The organism is Pseudomonas sp. NPDC089530 (genome assembly GCF_050280705.1).
Classification (GTDB): domain Bacteria; phylum Pseudomonadota; class Gammaproteobacteria; order Pseudomonadales; family Pseudomonadaceae; genus Aquipseudomonas.
On sequence record NZ_JBNNVU010000066.1, the window covers coordinates 16,600 to 30,850 of the forward strand.

General features: G+C 63.5%; 18 protein-coding genes and 1 pseudogene. 9 read left to right on the forward strand and 10 right to left on the reverse strand.

The genetic code is table 11. From position 1 onward, the window contains the following. Nucleotides 1-43 precede the first annotated feature (43 nt). Together ACQKQA_RS21670 and ACQKQA_RS21675 are read left to right on the forward strand one after the other, a co-directional pair. Complete coding sequence (locus ACQKQA_RS21670) at nt 44-241, forward strand: hypothetical protein (RefSeq protein WP_427562176.1); 198 nt, start codon at nt 44-46, stop codon at nt 239-241. A gap of 41 nt (nt 242-282) precedes the next feature. Beyond that, complete coding sequence (locus tag ACQKQA_RS21675; protein ID WP_427562179.1) at nt 283-669, forward strand: DUF5329 family protein; 387 nt, start codon at nt 283-285, stop codon at nt 667-669. A gap of 107 nt (nt 670-776) precedes the next feature. Here the strand turns inward: ACQKQA_RS21675 and ACQKQA_RS21680 are convergent, their stop codons facing one another. From ACQKQA_RS21680 to ACQKQA_RS21695, 4 genes are all read right to left on the reverse strand, one after another. Further along, nucleotides 777-1,307, reverse strand: coding sequence for a hypothetical protein (locus ACQKQA_RS21680; protein ID WP_427562182.1), 531 nt, complete (start codon nt 1,305-1,307; stop codon nt 777-779). A 105-nt stretch (nt 1,308-1,412) separates the two neighbouring features. Beyond that, entirely contained in the window at nt 1,413-1,841 is a 429-nt protein-coding gene (locus tag ACQKQA_RS21685; protein ID WP_427562184.1) for an N-acetyltransferase, read from the reverse strand. Between the two features lie 148 nt (nt 1,842-1,989). Continuing rightward, nucleotides 1,990-2,319: a hypothetical protein gene (locus ACQKQA_RS21690; RefSeq protein ID WP_427562187.1), complete on the reverse strand. Its 330-nt coding sequence runs from the start codon at nt 2,317-2,319 to the stop codon at nt 1,990-1,992. A 360-nt stretch (nt 2,320-2,679) separates the two neighbouring features. Next, nucleotides 2,680-3,177 (reverse strand): hypothetical protein, encoded by a 498-nt coding sequence (locus tag ACQKQA_RS21695; protein ID WP_427562189.1) that lies wholly within the window; start codon nt 3,175-3,177, stop codon nt 2,680-2,682. A 115-nt stretch (nt 3,178-3,292) separates the two neighbouring features. On the opposite strand from ACQKQA_RS21695, the gene ACQKQA_RS21700 reads away from it, so the two are divergent. Both ACQKQA_RS21700 and ACQKQA_RS21705 read left to right on the forward strand, forming a co-directional pair. Next, nucleotides 3,293-3,724, forward strand: coding sequence for an anti-virulence regulator CigR family protein (locus tag ACQKQA_RS21700; protein WP_427562191.1), 432 nt, complete (start codon nt 3,293-3,295; stop codon nt 3,722-3,724). A gap of 367 nt (nt 3,725-4,091) precedes the next feature. Continuing rightward, nucleotides 4,092-4,607, forward strand: a complete 516-nt coding sequence (locus ACQKQA_RS21705) for a fimbrial protein (protein ID WP_427562194.1) — start codon at nt 4,092-4,094, stop codon at nt 4,605-4,607. A gap of 507 nt (nt 4,608-5,114) precedes the next feature. Here the strand turns inward: ACQKQA_RS21705 and osmE are convergent. Next, a complete protein-coding gene (gene osmE / locus ACQKQA_RS21710; protein WP_427562196.1) occupies nt 5,115-5,483 on the reverse strand; it encodes an osmotically-inducible lipoprotein OsmE in 369 nt (122 codons plus the stop codon). A gap of 520 nt (nt 5,484-6,003) precedes the next feature. Here osmE and ACQKQA_RS21715 point away from each other — a divergent pair. From ACQKQA_RS21715 to ACQKQA_RS21725, 3 genes are all read left to right on the forward strand, one after another. Next, nucleotides 6,004-6,207: a DUF6021 family protein gene (locus ACQKQA_RS21715; protein ID WP_427562199.1), complete on the forward strand. Its 204-nt coding sequence runs from the start codon at nt 6,004-6,006 to the stop codon at nt 6,205-6,207. Nucleotides 6,208-6,328: 121 nt separating this feature from the next. Further along, the gene (locus ACQKQA_RS21720; RefSeq protein WP_427562202.1) at nt 6,329-6,520 is read left to right on the forward strand and encodes a DUF2188 domain-containing protein; all 192 of its coding nucleotides are present in this window, start codon (nt 6,329-6,331) and stop codon (nt 6,518-6,520) included. A gap of 214 nt (nt 6,521-6,734) precedes the next feature. Continuing rightward, nucleotides 6,735-7,055 carry a YbjQ family protein gene (locus ACQKQA_RS21725; protein ID WP_427562204.1) on the forward strand — a complete coding sequence of 107 codons (321 nt, stop codon included), beginning with the start codon at nt 6,735-6,737 and terminating at the stop codon, nt 7,053-7,055. A gap of 200 nt (nt 7,056-7,255) precedes the next feature. Here the strand turns inward: ACQKQA_RS21725 and ACQKQA_RS21730 are convergent, their stop codons facing one another. The 5 genes from ACQKQA_RS21730 to ACQKQA_RS21750 form a co-directional block, all read right to left on the reverse strand. After that, complete coding sequence (locus ACQKQA_RS21730; RefSeq protein WP_427562207.1) at nt 7,256-8,896, reverse strand: ABC-F family ATP-binding cassette domain-containing protein; 1,641 nt, start codon at nt 8,894-8,896, stop codon at nt 7,256-7,258. 184 nt (nt 8,897-9,080) lie between these two features. Continuing rightward, entirely contained in the window at nt 9,081-10,169 is a 1,089-nt protein-coding gene (gene modC / locus ACQKQA_RS21735; protein WP_427562209.1) for a molybdenum ABC transporter ATP-binding protein, read from the reverse strand. 3 nt (nt 10,170-10,172) lie between these two features. Beyond that, on the reverse strand, nt 10,173-10,853 hold the full coding sequence (modB, locus tag ACQKQA_RS21740) for a molybdate ABC transporter permease subunit (RefSeq protein ID WP_427562212.1): 681 nt from the start codon (nt 10,851-10,853) through the stop codon (nt 10,173-10,175). After that, nucleotides 10,854-11,621: a molybdate ABC transporter substrate-binding protein gene (gene modA / locus ACQKQA_RS21745; protein ID WP_427562214.1), complete on the reverse strand. Its 768-nt coding sequence runs from the start codon at nt 11,619-11,621 to the stop codon at nt 10,854-10,856. It abuts the gene before it with no gap. A gap of 144 nt (nt 11,622-11,765) precedes the next feature. Beyond that, nucleotides 11,766-12,830 (reverse strand): NAD(P)H-dependent flavin oxidoreductase, encoded by a 1,065-nt coding sequence (locus ACQKQA_RS21750; protein WP_427562217.1) that lies wholly within the window; start codon nt 12,828-12,830, stop codon nt 11,766-11,768. 239 nt (nt 12,831-13,069) lie between these two features. Between ACQKQA_RS21750 and ACQKQA_RS21755 the strand changes: the two genes are divergently transcribed. Together ACQKQA_RS21755 and ACQKQA_RS21760 are read left to right on the forward strand one after the other, a co-directional pair. Further along, on the forward strand, nt 13,070-14,053 hold the full coding sequence (locus ACQKQA_RS21755) for an MDR family oxidoreductase (protein ID WP_427562219.1): 984 nt from the start codon (nt 13,070-13,072) through the stop codon (nt 14,051-14,053). Nucleotides 14,054-14,102: 49 nt separating this feature from the next. Next, a pseudogene (locus ACQKQA_RS21760) lies at nt 14,103-14,251 on the forward strand (GyrI-like domain-containing protein); the annotation flags it as partial.

The window sequence follows — 14,251 nt, forward strand, 5'->3', positions numbered from 1 at the left end:
CCGAGCCTCAAGCAGGCTGAACCCGGACCAAGGAAGCGTTTCAGTGATTATTCAAAATGCACCCGCCAAGACACTCTCCTATGCGGAGCTTGCCAAGCTTGTCGAGCAGAAAAGGGCGGTGGAGCAGGTCAATCTGCTCGAAGCCAAGTTGAACCCAGGCTTTCTGGCCAAGCTCGAGGCTGCGCAAGAAAGTGCTGAGGCGCAGCAGGCAGCCCAACCGGTTTTTCCTATCGAAGCTTGATCGAACCCGCACATTGCTCCTCTTCAGCACAAGGATGAATCATGGGAATGTCTATCGCTAAGTTGGCTCGTCGCTTGATGGCCGCGGGTCTTGGTGTTGTCGTCATGGCCGGTGGTGCGCAGGCGCAAACCACGCCGCAGGCTGCCCAGGAAATAAAAGGCCTGCTGGACTTTGTCGAGCACAGCGAGTGCCGGTTCGTGCGTAATGGCACCGAGTATCCGGCGCCCCAGGCCCGGGAGCATCTGGAGAAGAAACTGAATTATCTCGAGGATAAGAACATGGTGAGCAGCGCGGAGGATTTCATCGAACTCGCCGCCACTAAAAGCAGCATGAGCGGCAAGGCTTATGAGGTGCGTTGCCCCACTGGAGCGCAACCGGCAGGCGTCTGGCTGAAGACCGAACTGCAGAGGCAGCGACAGCTTCATTGATTCAGGTTTCAAGTTGCAGAAAGCCCAGCCATCCGTTGGGCTTTTCCGTTTCTGGCAGGCTGAGAAAAGCCCGGACGGGCCGGGCTTCCATGCATCGAGTTGCGCCGTTACTCCGCCTTCGCGGCCTTGATGTCGGCGATGATCTGCTTGGCGATGGCCTGAACCTGCTTTTCGGTCATGGCGGACATCACGCCCTCCCATGCACTGGAGGTCGTGTTGTAGGTGCGGGTGCCGAGTTTGTTGCCCGATTTCATATCCACGAAGTCGACGCTCGAATTGACCCAGGCGTTGCCGGTCATCACGCCAGCGCCAAAACGAGCTCCCGGGCTAAGGAATCGGAAGTTCGAGACGTTCACCTGCATCAAGACTCCAGGTTGGGGGGCCGGGACAGTACTGGTCTCGGTGACTCGGTAGCCAACCAAGGCGGCCTCGGCCTGGAGCGAGTTCGCCCAAGTGCGTTGCAGCAGGCCCCAGTCTTCATTCGCCACGACCTTGTCATTGCCTTTGAAGGTAACGGCCAGGTTCTGCTTGGAAGCTTGCGCGATGCTGATGGTGTCGGAACCTCCACGCTCAACGGTGGCGGCACAGCCGGTCAGAAGGGACGTGGAGACCAGGCAAGCGAGCATAAGGTATTTCATCAATGTCCTTATTCAGGAGGGCAGGGGGAGGCGAGAGTAACGGCGAAACTGCGATATGTCCAAATGCCATCATCTTTCTGGATGGCTATCGCTCATGGCAGCGGATCAGCACGGGGCATTGCTCATGAGGTATTCCATCTGCCCGGTTTGCTCATCCCTCTGTTCATGGGTCACGACAAAGCCTTGCGCCAGGTAGAACCCGCAACTGGCCGTGTTGTTCTTGTAGACCCCCAGGTTCAATACGCTGCGCAGGGTTCTGGCATGGGCAAGCAATTGTTTGCCAAGCCCCTGACCCTGGCACTCGGGCGCGACGAATAGCGCGGCAAGCTGGTCGTCGTGCAGTGAGTAGAAGCCCAGCACCCTGGACGCCTGCTCGATGACGTAGGTCTGTGACGCCGGGAGGTAGAGGTCGCGCATAGTGTCGACCTGCGACTGCCAGAACCCGGCGTCGATAAAGTCGTGGGCTTGCAGCGAGGCCCTCAGCCAGATGTCCAGCACGGCATCCATGTCTTGCGGTTCAAAGGATCTGATCATGTTCATTCCGGTTTATAGGCAAGGCCTGTCAGGCTAAAAGCAGGCGCTTGCCGGTACAAGAGCCGGGCGTACGGAATGCATCAGAAGCGGGGGAGGCGACCGCCTGATCGAGGATCAGGCGGTCGTGGCCGGGTTCAGGGCCAGTCGCTCAGGAGACGTGCGGAATGTGATCGATAAACGCGATCCGCTCACCGTTGTAGAAGATTTCGATCGCGGTGTAATGCGTGGAGTTGGGAGGCAGCACCCGGGAGAACCTGGCTTGGGTGCAGGTGACTTGCTGAATCCAGTGTCCCGGCCTCTGGAACAGGTGCAGGTCCAGCAAGAGTATTGCCGGGTTGATTCCTTGCGGGACGCGCACCGTCAGATAGGCGGTGACGCCTGGATTGGCGACTTCAACGTCTCCTACTACATGAAGTTCGTCCGGTTTGGGTGGCATCGTGTCCAGCCAGGCATGCCAGTTTTTGCAGTTGATGATCATTTTTCCGTTCCTTGAGAAATGAAGCCCGAAGCTTGAAGTACTGCGGTTCCGTATGGCGCTTCGTGTGCCATCGAATCGAATGGCCGGCCCTCTGTATCCTCATGCGGGGCGCAATATGGCCGGAAATCCCATGTGTAGGTGTAGATGAGGAACGGGGAGCGACGCCTGGGGCTGGACGAATGGCACTGCCAGGAGTCGATCGGCAATCGGGAGGGCCTTGCCTGGTAATCTGGCGAGCGAAGCAGGTTTAGCGGAAAGCAGGTACTAAAAAGCCCGGCGCTGGGCCGGGCTTTTTAGCGAGGAGGGCGCTGACTGCCTGATGGTTTGATAGCGCATCGGCAGGAGCAAAATACGCCGGCCTTAGCGATCGTTCTTGGTCGTGGAGTCGGCCGCGTTGCTCAAGCCTTTTGCGTTGTGGTCGCCTGGCGTAGTGCCCGAGATCGCGGTGGCTTTTGCCAGGCCGCGGGTATCCTTGGAGTGGGCGATGCCAGAAGTGGCCTGGCCATGGCCATTGCTGTCATTACGGATGCTGCCGTAATGATTGCCTGTTGTGCCGTGGCTGCGCACGGCCTTGCCGGCCGGGTCGCTTTTCAGTCCGGTGCTGTGGCTTTTGCTGTTGGCCTCTCCCAAATGGCCACTGGCTAGTCCGCCATGAGTGCCACCATTGCCAGCGCTGTTTCCGCCGCCATGGCCGCCGCCGTTACCCGCACCGTTTCCGCCGCCATGACCTCCACCGTTGCCACCGCCATTGCCGCCACCATGGCCACCACCGTCTTTTGCATAAACGGACAAAGGCGCAGCGGCCAGCATCATTACGCACGTCACGACAGCCACTAGATTCTTTTTCTTTAAAAGCATGATTGCTTCCATCGATGAGGAGAGGTTTGCACGAACTCAGACGCAACTTGCTGTCTATAGTTCGAGTGACATGACGAATGGCACAGTGGCTGGACCCAAGCAGAGGACTGCACAGATGACGACTCGTTCGGTTGTAGCTGTTTTGACAAGCGCCGCGCTTTTGCTCGGCTCGACTGCCCTGCAGGCGGACCCGGGGAACGGCAAGGGAAATCCCCATGGCAACCAGGGCGGGCACGGCAATAAAGGTCATCAGTCTCAGGACTACAGGCAAGGCGGTCCGCAGGTCGATATTGGTGGTATCCGGGTGATCATTGGCGACAGCCGTGACTACTGGTCGCCCGGTCCGGCCCTGCCGCCCGGCATTCAGAAAAACCTCGCCCGAGGTAAACCGCTGCCGCCGGGTATCGCCAAGAAGCTGGACAGTCGAATGCTGGGCAGGTTGCCGCGCTATGACGGCTATGAATGGCAGCAGGCGGGGACCGATCTGATCCTGGTCGCCCTCGCAACGGGGCTCATCTATGAAGTCCTGCACGACGCCCTGGACTGATATTCCGCTCCAGACCCTTTCGGAACAAAAGCCCGGTGCAAGACCGGGCTTTGCTTGTCCCGACAACTTGTCCGCCTGCCGATGTTTCCCTTCTTCTTTTATTGCCAGTCCGGCGTCCACCTTGGGCGGCATTGCAGCGTGATCTGATTCTTGAGTGGTGGCTTTCGGATGTGTCTTAGGGACGCTGATTTTGCCCCGTTCTAAGGTTGCAGCGTTCGCCTGGTGTGCGTTCCTGTCGGCACCGTTGTCGCGCCTGGGTGGTTCGGCAACTCGGAAAAGCCGGGGCGACAGGGCAGAGGTCGAGACCTGGGTCGCGGCCTCGGACAGAACCGATCCGGACGTTTGCATTCACTTAAAGGAATAAACAATGCCTCCTCAAAATGTGGGTAAGTTCTTCGAATTTCGCGCCAGGGTTTCCGCTTCCAGCTGGAACATCGATCCCGATAACGGCCCGGGCGGGATTGCCGCCTTTGGCGCGCCGCGCCGTCGCTCCAGCGGTTTGGAGCAGGTGGTCGAGCTGGGTACATTGAGCGTCGATTCGATTCAGGCCGGCGGCAGCGCCCCTCGGTTTTTCAGCATCGAACTGGACCAGGAACGGCTCAAGGGCAGGAAAAAGATCCAGGTTTACTTCGATGGCATCACCAGTGATGGGGTGACCCTGATGAATGACCATGAGAGCGCCAGTTCCGCTCGCAATGTCGGGGTCCAACTGCTGGACCTCAGCGGCAAGGTGATGCGCCTGGGTAGCGAAGGCTGCGTCGAATACCCGGTGCTGGCATCCGGGGTCAGCCTGTCTTTCGCGGCCAGGCTGGTCAGTGCCAGCAGGCCTGTGGTGGCCGGTGAGTTTTCCGCGCTTGCGGAATGCGTGATCATTTATGACTGATCGCAGGCAAGCGGCTCGCACAGTCGTTCAGGGGTGGTGGTTTCATCGGGCGCGGAGAAGAGGTGAGTGGTGACTTTTTACTGGCGCCAACAAGATGGCGATTCTGCCATCCCCTGAAAAAATATGTGGTTATTTAAGGGGTTAGAGAAAATTTAGGGTAAAAATAACCTCAAATATATTGTTACAAGTTCTCATTGGCGATAAGATAGCCCCGCGTTCACCTACCACGGTTTATGCATTTTTAGCCCCAAGTGTCCATCAGCTGCTTGGGCTTTTTTTTGCCTGAAATTTGCCTTTTCGCCCTCTATCGCGGACTGCCAGCCCCTCATCAGGTGTATTTCCCTGCGCTACGGCAAGGCAAAAAAAAGCCCGCGGGGAGCGGGCCAATAGTTGAATGAGCAGGGTGAAATCTACCCGATCGACGCTGGCTTCACCGTGAAAGAAATTTCATCCGGCAGTGCTCGCCATCGAGGTCCCCCAGGCCGACTGCCGGCAGGCGAAAGCGGCTCAATAACCGCCTCCCATACCGCCCATACCGCCCGTGCCACTGCCGGAGGATCTGGCTCTCTGCTGGGCACTGCTCCACTCGGCGCAGGTGATGAAACTGGTGTGATCGACTTTGCCGTTGCCATCGAAGCTGACATTGAATGGCTGCCGGCGACCCCCCTGGGTGAACACATAGTCGAAGCAGGTTCCGAGCTCGACGGTGCGCGGGGTGACGGACACAGGCTCGCCGCCGATCTGCCGGACCTGTTCCTGGGTCATGCCGGTTTCGACTTTCGCCACCAGCGGCTGATTGCGGTAGACGTGGGAGTTGGTGGTGCAGCCGGCGACAGCCGACAGCAGGGCGATCATGACGATCAGTGGTGCGTTCATGGCTGGGCTCCCGAGGCGACGTCGCGAAGAGATTCCTGGGCGCCTCAGTTGAATTAAAGGCGAGTTCCGGGTGCGACGAGCAGTATTCGAGAAGGGCGGGGCGAAGGGAGCGCAGATAAACAAAAAGCCCGCGTGGGCGGGCCTTTTGCAGATGGGGAGCTGATCCTTCAGCTGCAGCCAGTGTGCGCCTGCGCCATGGCCCAGGCAACGGCCGGGCGACGAAACGCAGGTCACCGCCCGGGCTGATAACACCGCTTCCTCTTAGGCTCGGGCCAACCTTTCAAAACGCCATAAGCCCCCGAAAAATTCGGGCCTTTGGCCAGCTTCCGGCAATCGGTTTCAACGTGGGGAGACGCTAGCTGGATGTGCAGGACTGGTAGCAGAACAGCATCAGCGTGGCGGCTTCTTTGCTGCCCTATGGCCGGATACATGACAGGGCGCTGCCGTTCGTCAGCTGCCTTGCACCCTGTGCGCAAATGGTTCTCTTATGGAGAGGTGCCATCGTTGTCAGGAGGTATTCATGAGTACGAACAGACCCACTGGCCCACGTTCATCCGAGCATGCCTCCGGCAAGGACGAACTCGGATTCGACCCCGATTCCCCGGACCTCGCCGATCCGCAGGTGGACCCCATAGGTCCGGCGAAAGCGCCGAGGGATAAACCGTCGCAGACATCATCCAGGTCCAGGGCGTATGACCCCTTGGCCGATCTGAAACTCAGGTAGACCTGGGCGGGCCATTCCAGTGGCCAGGCGTAGGGCGATGGATGGGACTCCAGCTGTCGCCGACCGGGTGTAAGGTGGTTCGCGACACCCGCGGACGAGCTCTAGCGAAAGGGAGGTGAATATGAGCGTTCCAATGCTGAACAAGATGCACATGAACGGTTATGACGTCGTCAGCGTCAACAGCGGCCCCTGGCGGGTCTGCACCCAGGGCGACCGCCTGGGTTCCTTCGGCACCCGGGAAGAAGCCCTGGCCTATGCGGCAGCCTTGCCGGCGCGCAAGACCAAGGCCGCGCGAGTGGCCAATACCCGATAACCCCTCGGACCCGACCCGACAGCCTGGCGAATACCCAGGCTGCCGGGTTTTCTTTTGCCCGCGGGGCGGCGACCGATCCCGCCCGCTGCTTCGCGGGCAGGGTGCCCTTGGCATGAGCTTGCAGCCGCCGCGGCAGGGTCTGTTACCATCGCGTTTTTTTGCGACCCCGCCCGTGCTCCGGGCGACGGCGTCGCGCCGGTCAAAGGAGAATGCCGTGATTATCACTACCACCCAGGCGATCGAGGGGCGGGAGATTGCCCAGTACCTGGATATCGTGAGCGCCGAGTCCGTGCAGGGGATCAACGTCGTGCGCGACATCTTCGCCGGGCTGCGCGACTTTTTCGGTGGGCGTTCCCAGACCCTGGAGCGGGCGCTGAAGGAAGCTCGGGTGCAGGCGACCGATGAGATCAAGGAACGGGCGCGGGACCTGCGCGCGGATGCGGTGGTCGGCCTGGACTACGAGATCAGCATGCCGAGCAGCCGCGGCGGGATGGTGGTGGTCTTCGTCACCGGCACCGCCGTCAGGCTCAAGTAACGCAAGCCGTTGCCCGAGTCAGCAAGCCCCGCCCTGTGCGGGGCTTTTTTATGCCTGGCCTGGCTGTTGGGTCGTAAGCCGGCCTTTGGCGACGCCCATAAAAAAGACCCACCGGGGGAACGGTGGGCCAGTCGGGAGTATTCAATGTGCCCGGACCACTCTAGCCAAGGTGGGGCGGATGCACAGTGAAAGAAATTTCATCATGGGCGTTCCTCCTCCAGTCGCCAGCCCGCCGGCGTCCATCGCAGGTGGTGGCTGGGCGCCATGGCGGCGAGGAACTCGCGGTCGTGGGACACCGCCAACAGGGCGCCCGGGAAGTCGCGCAGGGCGCTCTCGAAAGCCTCCACCGATTCCAGATCCAGGTGGTTGGTCGGCTCGTCCAACAGCAGCAGTTTGGCCGGCGTGTCGCGCCACAGGGCGATCGCCAGCGCGGCCTTGAGGCGTTCGCCGCCGCTGAGCCGGCCGCAGGGCTGGACGACGCGCTGGGCGTCGAGTTGCAACTGCGCCAGGCGGCTGCGCAGCAGGCCTTGCTCCTGGGGTTTGTCGGGGGCGCCCAGGTGCTCGAGGATCGAACGTTGCGGATCGAGCAGCGCCAGGCGCTGGTCCAGACAGGCGCTGGGCACCCGTACTGCGCAGGTGCCGCTCGCGGGCTGGAGCTCGCCGGCGAGCAGTTTCAGCAGGGTGGATTTGCCGCAGCCGTTGGGCCCGCTGACGGCGATGCGCATGGGCCCGGTGAGCGTGAGATCGAGGTAGCTGGACTCGGCATCGGGTGGCAGCCACGGCAGCTGCGCCCGGCTCAGGCACAGCACCTGTTGCCCCTGGGGCACCGCGGTGCCGGGCAGGGTCACCAGGGTGGGCGTATCCGGCGGCACCCGGGCATAAGCATCGCGTACCTGCTGGTCCAGGCTGTCCTTGTGGTGCTGCTGGCGATGGCGCACCTGGCCCATGATGTCCCGCGCCGCGCCTTTGATCTTCACCCGCTCGAAGCTGGCGATATTGGCGGTCTCGGCATAACGCCGGGCGCCGGCGGCATGGCGCTGGATGGTGTCGTGTTCGCGTTGCAGGCGTTTCTGCGCGCGGCTGCGCTCGGTGCGGGCGTGTTCCAGGGCCGCCCGGGCCGCGCCGTGCTCGGCCTCGCGCTGGGCGCGGAACGCCGCGTAGTTGCCGCCGTAGACCCGCGCGCCTTGCGGGGTGAGTTCGACGATGCGCTGCACCTGGGCCAGCAGTTGGCGGTCATGGCTGATCAGGATCAGCCCGCCGCGCCATTGCCGCAGTTGTGCCTGCAGCCATTGGCGACCGGCGGCGTCGAGGTGGTTGCTGGGCTCGTCGAGTATCAGCAACTCGGCGTCGCTGAGCAGGGCGCCGATCAGTGCGAGACGCGCCCGTTGCCCGCCGCTCAGGCGGGCGGCCGGGGCCTCGGGGCAGACGCCATCGAGACCGGCGTCGTCCAGCAGCCGGCGCAGGCGATCGCCCAGGTCCCAGCGCTCATCGATCTGCGTCAGGTCGGCGATCGACGCCTGGCCGGCGGCCAGTCGTTCCAGGGCGGCCAGGGCCTCGGCCACGCCCGCCACCTCGGCGACGCTGTGTCCGTCTTCCGCCAGCTGTTCCTGGGCGACATAGGCCACACGGGCGAAGCGGGCGACGCTGCCCGAGGAGGGTGAAAGTTCGCCGGCGATCAGGCGTGCGAGCACGCTCTTGCCGCTGCCGTTGCGCCCGACGATGCCGGTGGGCAGCGCATCGAACGTCAGGTCGAGGGCGTCGAACAGGGTTTCGCCATGGGCGAACTGGAAAGTCAGCTGGTTCAGGCAAACCAGCGCGGGTAGCCGGGTGACGTGAGTCATCAGCACCTCCGGAAAATGTCGAAAAGGCCAACAAGCGCTGCGAGGCGGCTTGTCGCGAATACATTTTGGGAAGGCTTAGTTGTTCACGTCGGCAGTCGTCCGGTGACGGGGAAGGGCGGCTAGCCTAACGCGCGGCTGGGCCGGATGACAACCCGCGGTGTGCTGGGGAGTGCCGCCGCGGGGCTCAGGCGAGCACCGCCACTGCCTTGATCTGCGCCCAGAGTTGCTGGCCCCGGTGCAGTTCCAGCTGGTCGCGGGAATAGCGGGTGATCCGCGCCAGCAATGGGCTGCCGGCAACGTCCAGGCGCACCAGGACATGGGCGGCGTTATCGGCGGGGATTTCGCCGCTGACCGTCACCGGCAGGCGGTTGAGGATGCTGCTGTGTTCGCCGGCTTGCAGGCTGAGGCTGACGTCCCGGGCCTGGACCTTGAAGCGCAGCTGCTTGCCGATGGCCATCGGGGCATGGGCGACCCGGATCCGCAGCTGACTGTTGGGCAGTTGCACGGCGAGCAGCTGGTAACCCGCGTCGTAGTGGCTGACCTGGCCTTCGATCACCACCCCGGCGTCGTCGCCCAGGGCCAGAGGCAGGTCGAGGCGCGCCAGGGTTTCGCCGATCGGCCCGCTGGCCAGGGCGCGGCCGTTGTCCAGCAGGACGATATGGTCGGCCAGGCGCGCCACTTCATCCTGGGAGTGGCTGACGTACAGTACCGGGATTTCCAGCTCGTCGTGCAGGCGTTCGAGGTAGGGCAGGATTTCGTTTTTGCGCTTGCTGTCCAGGGCTGCCAACGGCTCGTCCATCAGCAGCAGGCGAGGGCTGGTCAGCAGCGCGCGGGCGATGCCGATGCGCTGGCGCTCGCCGCCGGACAGGTGGTGCGGCTGGCGCTGCAGCAGATGGCCGATGCCCAGCAGTTCGGTGGCGTGGTCCATGTCGACCCGGCGCTGGGCGCGCGGGATGCGCTTGAGGCCGAACTCCAGGTTGGCCTGCACCGAGAGGTGGCTGAACAGGCTGGCTTCCTGGAACACGTAACCCAGGGCGCGCTTGTGCGGCGCCACGAACACGTGGCGCTCGCTGTCCTGCCAGACCTCGTCGTTGATCCGCACCAGGCCCTGTTCGGCCCGCTCCAGGCCGGCGATGCAGCGCAGGCAGGTGGTCTTGCCGGAACCGGAGTGTCCGTACAGTGCGGTGATGCCACGGCCCGGCAACGCCAGGTCCAGGTCGAGGGTGAAGCTTGGGTAGGCGCGCTTGAGGCGCACGTGGATCGATGCACTCATGGCTCAACTCCAGCCGGCGCGGGTATTGCGGCTGGAGTGCAGCGCCAGCAACACCAGGAACGAGAACACCAGCATGGCAGCGGCCAGCCAGTGGGCCTGGGCGTATTCCAGGGCTTCGACATGGTCGTAGATCTGTACCGAGACCACCCGGGTCTTGTCGGGAATATTGCCGCCGATCATCAGCACCACGCCGAACTCGCCGACGGTGTGGGCGAAGCCGAGGATGGCGGCGGTGATGAACCCCGGCCGGGCCAGCGGCAGGATCACGCTGAAAAAAGTGTCCCAGGGATTGGCGCGCAGGGTCGCCGCCACTTCCAGCGGCCGGGTGCCGATCGCCGCGAAGGCGTTCTGCAGCGGTTGCACCACGAAGGGCATGGAATAGATCACCGAGCCGATCACCAGGCCGCTGAAACTGAAGGTCAGGGTGCCCAGGCCGAGGGCCTTGGTGAGCTGGCCGATAGAACCGCTGGGGCCGAGGGCGAGCAGCAGGTAGAAGCCGATCACCGTCGGCGGCAGCACCAGGGGCAGGGCGACGACGGCGCCGACCGGCCCCCGCAGCCAGGAGCGAGTGCGCGACAGCCACAACGCAATCGGCGTGCCGATGATCAACAGGATCAGGGTCGTCAGCGACGCCAGTTGCAGGGTCAGCCAGATGGCGGAAAAGTCGGCACTCGATAGGGGCATTTAGCGTTGGTAACCATAGGATTGGATGACAGCCGCGGCTTTCGGTCCCTTGAGGTAGTCAACCAGCGCCTGGGCTGCCGGGTTGTCCTTGCCTTTGTCGAGGATCACCGCGTCCTGTTTGATCGGGTCGTGCATCTGGGCCGGGACTATCCAGGCCGAGCCGCTGCTGACTTTGCCGTCTTTGTAGATCTGCGACAAGGCGACAAAGCCCAGTTCGGCGTTGCCGGTGGAGACGAACTGATAGGCCTGGGTGATGTTCTGGCCTTCGACGATCTTGGCCTTGACCTGATCGGTCAGGCCCAGCTTGGCCAATACCTGGGTGGCGGCCAGGCCGTAAGGCGCGGCTTTCGGGTTGGCGATGGACAGGTGCTGGTACTGGTTGTCCTTGAGCACCTGGCCCTTGCTGTCGACGTAGCCGTCCTTGGCCGACCACAGCGCCAGGGTGCCGATGGCGTAGGTGAAGCGTGAGCCCTTGACGGTGGCGCCTTCGCTTTCCAGCTTGGCCGGGGTGCTGTCGTCGGCGGCGAGGAACACTTCGAACGGTGCGCCGTTCTTGATCTGGGTATAGAACTGCCCGGTGGCGCCATAGGCGGCCACCAGCTTGTGCCCGGTGTCTTTCTCGAAATCGGCGGCGATGGCCTGGATCGGCGCGGTGAAGTTGGCGGCGACCGCTACCTGGACTTCAGCCGCCTGGGCCGAACCGAAAGCGCAGAGCGCGAGCAAAGTGGCAAGGCACGTCGGGGCAACACCTGAGAAACGAAGGTTCATGAACAGCTCCATGGGCGAAGGTACATCGGGGGTGGGGGAATCGCTGTATACGGAAATATATAGCGAATCGCCGGCGAACGGAACTGCGAAGGTTGTGGCGGCTTGAGGGAAAAACGCCGCGAACACAGTCGCGGCGTGTGGGGGTCAGCGGCGGGTCAGTTGGGCCAGGACCTGCTCGGCCAGGGTGCGGGTCAGCTCGAAGGCCGGCAGTTCCCGGCCCAGGCGCAGGGCCTGGCCGGCCCAGAGGTTGGCGAAGCCGGCTTCGTCCTTGGCGCGCAACGGCATCAGCGCCCCGCCCGCCAGGGGGAAGGCCGGGGCCAGCGGGCTGATCGGGCCGATCTCGCGCATCACCCGGTTGACGATGCCCCGTGCCGGGCGGCCGGTGAACAGGTTGGTCAGGGCGGTCTGGCTGTCCTTGGCGGTGCGCAGGGCCTGGTGGTGGGCGGCGCTGACCTTGGCTTCCGGGGTGAACAGGTAGGCGGTGCCCAGTTGCGCCGCCGAGGCGCCGAGGGCGAAGGCCGCGACAATGCCGCGGGCGTCGCCGATGCCGCCGGCGGCGATCACCGGCACCTTCACCGCATCGACGATCTGCGGCACCAGGGCCATGGTGCCGACCTGGGTGTTCAAGTCGTCGCTGAGGAAGATCGGGCGATGGCCGCCGGCTTCATTGCCCATGGCGATGATCGCGTCGCAGCCATGCCGTTCCAGCCACACGGCTTCGTCGACGGTGCTGGCCGACGACAGGATCTTCGCCCCGGTGGCCTTGACCCGCGCCAGCATGGCTGGCTCCGGCAGGCCGAAGTGGAAGCTGACGATTTCCGGGCGCAGTTCTTCCACCAGTTCGCAACTGACCAAGTCAAAAGGCGCTCGGCTGCTGACCGGCGTGGGAGCATCGAAGTCGACGCCCAGCTCGCGGTAGTAGGGCTCCAGGGCGGCCTTCCAGCGCGCGGCGCGCTCGGCATCGGGGGGCGGCATCTGGTGGCAGAAGAAGTTCAGGTTCAGCGGCGCGGTAGTGCCCTGGCGGATGGTCTGGACTTCCTGGCGAATCTGTTCGGGGGTGAGCATCGCGCAGGGCAGGGAGCCCAGGCCACCAGCCCTGGCGACGGCAATCACCATGGCCGCGGTGGTCGCTCCGGCCAGGGGGCCTTGAATGATCGGCAGTTGAATGCCCAGCAGGTCGAGAATGCGGGTGTCAGGCCATTGGCTCATTGGAGTGATTCTCCGGCATCGAGGGATATCGAGGGATAGAAACGGCAACCCGGAGGTTGTATCAGGAGAGAGCCGATCAAGGCCAGTCGACTTTGGCCGCGGTGCTGAAATTTCCAGCGGGGCGTAGTGGCTACGACAAAAAGAACATGGCTTTTTCCCGTCCGGGCTGGGAAGGTGGGCACCTTTGTAACCTGAAGCTCAAGTTCACGGCCCGCGCATGGGCCTATCGGGAGGCAGTCATGTTCAACGCTATCTTGATCGAGAAAGACGACACCGGTTATCGCGCGGCGCTGCGCAAGATCGATGAGGCGCAACTGCCCGAGGGCGACGTGACGGTGCGGGTCGCCTACAGCACCCTGAACTTCAAGGACGCCCTGGCCATCACCGGCAGCAGCCCGGTGGTGCGCCAGTTCCCCATGGTGCCGGGGATCGACCTGGCGGGAACGGTGGAGTCCAGCAGCCACCCGGACTATGAGGTCGGCGATCAGGTGCTGCTCAATGGCTGGGGAGTGGGCGAAGGGCATTGGGGCGGTCTGGCGCAAAAGGCCCGGCTCAATGGCGACTGGCTGATTCCCTTGCCCCAGGCCTTCAGCGCGGCCGAGGCCATGGCCATCGGTACGGCCGGCTACACGGCGATGCTTTGCATCCTGGCGCTGGAGCGCAACGGCGTGACTCCGGAGCAGGGCGAGGTACTGGTCACCGGGGCCAACGGTGGGGTCGGCAGTTTCGCCATTGCCCTGCTGGCCCGGCTCGGTTACCGGGTGGTGGCCTCCACCGGCCGCCCTGGGGAGCAGGACTACCTCAAGCGCCTGGGCGCCCACGAGATCATCGATCGCGCCAGCCTGTCCGCGCCGGGCAAGCCGTTGGCCAGGGAGCGTTGGGCGGCGGTGGTCGACTCGGTGGGCAGCCACACCTTGGCCAATGCCTGCGCCAGCACCCGGGCCAATGGCACCGTGGCTGCCTGCGGGTTGGCCCAGGGCATGGATTTCCCGGCTACGGTGGCGCCCTTCATCCTGCGCGGGGTGACCCTGGCCGGGATCAACAGCGTGACCCAGCCCAAGGTCCGGCGGATCGAGGCCTGGCAGCGTTTGACCTGCGACCTGGACCCGGCCCTGCTGACCCTGATCAGCCACGAAATCGGCCTCGGCGACGCCATCGACGCGGCGTCGCGCCTGCTGGCCGGCGAGTTGCGCGGGCGCGTGGTGGTGAATGTGAATCGCTGATACCTTGCCTGTCAGTCCAATAGATAGACGCCAGAACGGAGGGCGAAGCATGGATGTAAAACGGCGAGAGGTTCAGCCTTTCAGCGTATCGGGCTTGCAGGTGCGCACCTGCAATGCCGACGAACAAAAAACCGACAGCGCGCGGATCGGGCCGATGTGGGAGCGGTTCTTTGTCGAGGGCCTGTTCGACAGCATCGG

Excerpts from the sequence above, each read along its gene's own strand:
- ACQKQA_RS21675 (WP_427562179.1), top strand. The coding sequence starts at position 283 with ATGGGAATGTCTATCGCTAAGTTGGCTCGTCGCTTGATGGCCGCGGGT.
- ACQKQA_RS21680 (WP_427562182.1), bottom strand. The coding sequence starts at position 1,307 with ATGAAATACCTTATGCTCGCTTGCCTGGTCTCCACGTCCCTTCTGACC.
- ACQKQA_RS21685 (WP_427562184.1), bottom strand. The coding sequence starts at position 1,841 with ATGATCAGATCCTTTGAACCGCAAGACATGGATGCCGTGCTGGACATC.
- ACQKQA_RS21690 (WP_427562187.1), bottom strand. The coding sequence starts at position 2,319 with ATGATCATCAACTGCAAAAACTGGCATGCCTGGCTGGACACGATGCCA.
- ACQKQA_RS21695 (WP_427562189.1), bottom strand. The coding sequence starts at position 3,177 with ATGCTTTTAAAGAAAAAGAATCTAGTGGCTGTCGTGACGTGCGTAATG.
- ACQKQA_RS21700 (WP_427562191.1), top strand. The coding sequence starts at position 3,293 with ATGACGACTCGTTCGGTTGTAGCTGTTTTGACAAGCGCCGCGCTTTTG.
- ACQKQA_RS21705 (WP_427562194.1), top strand. The coding sequence starts at position 4,092 with ATGCCTCCTCAAAATGTGGGTAAGTTCTTCGAATTTCGCGCCAGGGTT.
- osmE (WP_427562196.1), bottom strand. The coding sequence starts at position 5,483 with ATGAACGCACCACTGATCGTCATGATCGCCCTGCTGTCGGCTGTCGCC.
- ACQKQA_RS21715 (WP_427562199.1), top strand. The coding sequence starts at position 6,004 with ATGAGTACGAACAGACCCACTGGCCCACGTTCATCCGAGCATGCCTCC.
- ACQKQA_RS21720 (WP_427562202.1), top strand. The coding sequence starts at position 6,329 with ATGAGCGTTCCAATGCTGAACAAGATGCACATGAACGGTTATGACGTC.
- ACQKQA_RS21730 (WP_427562207.1), bottom strand. The coding sequence starts at position 8,896 with ATGACTCACGTCACCCGGCTACCCGCGCTGGTTTGCCTGAACCAGCTG.
- modC (WP_427562209.1), bottom strand. The coding sequence starts at position 10,169 with ATGAGTGCATCGATCCACGTGCGCCTCAAGCGCGCCTACCCAAGCTTC.
- modB (WP_427562212.1), bottom strand. The coding sequence starts at position 10,853 with ATGCCCCTATCGAGTGCCGACTTTTCCGCCATCTGGCTGACCCTGCAA.
- modA (WP_427562214.1), bottom strand. The coding sequence starts at position 11,621 with ATGAACCTTCGTTTCTCAGGTGTTGCCCCGACGTGCCTTGCCACTTTG.
- ACQKQA_RS21750 (WP_427562217.1), bottom strand. The coding sequence starts at position 12,830 with ATGAGCCAATGGCCTGACACCCGCATTCTCGACCTGCTGGGCATTCAA.
- ACQKQA_RS21755 (WP_427562219.1), top strand. The coding sequence starts at position 13,070 with ATGTTCAACGCTATCTTGATCGAGAAAGACGACACCGGTTATCGCGCG.